This is a genomic window from Candidatus Schekmanbacteria bacterium (genome assembly GCA_003695725.1).
Classification (GTDB): domain Bacteria; phylum Schekmanbacteria; class GWA2-38-11; order GWA2-38-11; family J061; genus J061.
Window position 1 is genome coordinate 1 of the sequence record RFHX01000061.1, and the last position, 3024, is coordinate 3024.

2 protein-coding genes are annotated in these 3024 nt (G+C 34.5%); both read left to right on the forward strand.

Features of this window, described 5'->3' with window-relative positions; translation table 11 throughout:
* Positions 1-2 precede the first annotated feature (2 nt).
* Positions 3-1544, forward strand: a complete 1542-nt coding sequence (gene prsK / locus D6734_02850; GenBank protein ID RMF97038.1) for a PEP-CTERM system histidine kinase PrsK — start codon at positions 3-5, stop codon at positions 1542-1544.
* Complete coding sequence (gene prsR / locus D6734_02855) at positions 1541-2908, forward strand: PEP-CTERM-box response regulator transcription factor (protein RMF97039.1); 1368 nt, start codon at positions 1541-1543, stop codon at positions 2906-2908. Before prsK ends, prsR begins: the two co-directional genes overlap by 4 nt.
* Positions 2909-3024 lie beyond the last annotated feature (116 nt).

Consider the following 3024-nt stretch of genomic DNA (forward strand, 5'->3'; position numbering starts at 1 on the left):
AAATCTTGTTATATTCCTTTGTCAGTCTTAAAATTCTTATCGCAGGGTCATTTATAATTATTATCTTTTGCATGCTTTTTATCTTTTCTATCGTAAGATACCGTCTTCTTGATGTTAATGTTTTCATATCGAGATATGTTGTCTATAGGTCAGCATCGATTCTTGCAGTGGGAATATATCTTTTATTGGCAGGAGGGCTTCTTAAATTAACAGCCATAGTGGGTGGCGAGGACTTTCAGTATATAAAACCTATCATAATATTTTGTGCTGTTTTACTATTTTTGCTTTTCTTTTTTTCAGAAAGAATCAGAAGAAAGGCGCAGGTTTTTATTAACAAGAACTTTTTTGCCAATAAATATGATTATCGACTGGTTTGGACAAGATTTACAGAAGAATTAGGTGAGGCAGTTACGATAGACAAATTAATGCCTGCATTGGCTGAAATGATTGCAGGCATTATGTGGGTCCAACCCGTTTCTGTTTGGCTTTATGACGAAGAAGAAAAATCATTCAATATCGCTGGAAGATTCAATCTTTCTTATATCCCATATGAAAGAATTTCCAAATTCGATTTTAATGAAGAGATTTTCTTTGAAAAGGAAATCGTAGATTTAAAAAAGATAAATAATAATGAACTTGGAATCTTTTCAGAAAAATTCAGGGAGATAATCAAATCTTCTGATACACAGCTTGTCCTGCCCTTGAAAATTAAAGAAGATTTATTAGGTTTTTTATTGATTGGCGGCACAGTTACCGGAGATGAACTCAACGATGAAGATTACGAGCTACTACAGACTCTTTCCCGTCAATCTGCAGGGATAATTCAAAGTGTTAGGTTGGCTGAGAAATTAAGAGTTACTCAGCAGATGGAGTCGATTTCTAAAATTACTACTTTTGTTGTCCATGACTTAAAGAATCTTATCTCCTCTCTTGAAGTACTCTTGGATAATGCAAAAGAGTATATAGATAATAAGGAATTTCAAAAGGATATGTTGGAAACACTCGAAAACACTGGCAAAAAAATGACTCAAATGATTGAAAAGATTTCTACGGCTTCAAATGATTCATTATTTGTTTTCAATACTTTTAACCTAATTGATATAATCAAAATTAGCATCGATGAATTGAAGCTCGATAAGAATCCAAGGGTAAAATTATTCAAGGAGTATGATGAAAATAAAGTAGTGCCGGTATGGGGTGATGAAAAAGCAATAAAAAAAGTTGTATCCAATGTGCTCATCAATGCCCTTCAGGCAATTCCAAAAAAAGACGGAGAAATTAAAATTTCTATTGAGATGAACAAATTTGCTGTTATACTTAAAATAAAAGACAATGGAGCAGGTATGAGTGAGGAATTTATCAACAATTATCTGTTCAAACCTTTTAAGACAACAAAGGAAGGCGGATTAGGCATTGGACTTTATCAATGTCGCACAATTATAAATGCCCACAGGGACGCAGAGCTATATTGTGAAAGTGCTGTTGGGAAAGGTACAACTTTTTTTATTAAACTTCCTGTCTCTGATAGAGGAGATACAAATTGAGCAGAAAAGCATCACTTTTAATAGTGGAAGATGACCGTGAAACTTTGAAACAGTTAGAATGGGCATTTTCAAAGTTTTATAAGGTTTTTAAAGCGGATAATCCAAAACGAGCAATTGAACTTTTTGAAGTGGAAAAGCCCAAAGTAGTTTTATTGGATATATCTCTTAGCGCAGATTCTGAGGAGAAGGAGGGCTTAGCCCTTTTAGAGAAGTTTTTGAGTATTAATCCAATTACGAAGGTTATTATTGTTACAGGGCATGATGAAGACAAAACAGCAATAAAGGCAATTCGTCTTGGCGCAACAGATTATTATGTAAAACCGATAAAACCTCCAGAACTTCGAGCAATGGTGGAGAGAGCATTTCATATTGCAAATATCGAGCTTAAAAGCATAGCGAATAGCCGAAGAAAGTTGGAGGAAAATAGATATGGAGATATAATCGGCTCCTGTCCTGAAATTAAGAAGGTTTTCAACTTTATTGATAGTGTAGCAAAAACTGATACAACCGTTTTGATTTTAGGTGAAAGCGGGACAGGAAAAGAACTGGTAGCAAAAGCTATTCATGAACAAAGCCATCGGAAAGATAAGCCGTTTGTTGTAATAAATTGCAGCGCAATCCCAGAAAATTTGTTGGAAAGTGAACTTTTCGGTCACGAAAAGGGATCATTTACAGGAGCTTATAGCCAAAAAAAGGGCAAATTTGAACTTGCTGAAGACGGAACGATCTTTTTTGATGAAATAGGAGAAATTCCTCCTATCCTTCAAGTTAAACTTTTGAGATTTTTACAAGAAAAAGAATTTGAAAGGGTTGGCGGAACGAAAAAATATAAAGTTAATGCCCGCATCATAGTTGCCACGAATAGGGATTTAAAAAAAGAGATGGAAATGGGAAATTTCCGTGAGGATTTATATTACCGCCTCAATGTTGTTTCGATTACTTTGCCTCCTTTAAGAGAAAGGGGTAGAGATGTTATATTGATTGCCCGTTATTTGGTGGACAAATATTGTGAAGAAAACAAGATACCGCCAAAGTCTTTAAGCAGGGAGGCAGAATTAGAAATAAGGAAGTATAATTGGCCCGGCAATATAAGAGAGCTTGAGAATCTCATTAAAAGGGCAGTAATAATGTCTCCTTCAAATGTCATTTTCCCTGATGCATTGGGATTTGACCAATCAACTGATTCCCGGGAAATTTTAACATTGAAGGAAGCCAAAGAAGAAATTGAAAGGAAATATTTATTAGATGCCCTTCAAAGAAACAAAGGTTTCATAAGCCGTGCAGCTAAGGATTTAGGTGTAAGCAGAGGCACCTTTTATGACCTTTTGAAAAAACACAATATAGAAATCGATGAAGAAAAATAAGGAAACCATTTCATCCGACCTAAATATCCTTCATCTTTTTGTTTTTTATTTGATTATTATTTTAAAACCATTCAGTAAAATCCATAGATTTCAATAAGTTACTATGAGGAGAAGAT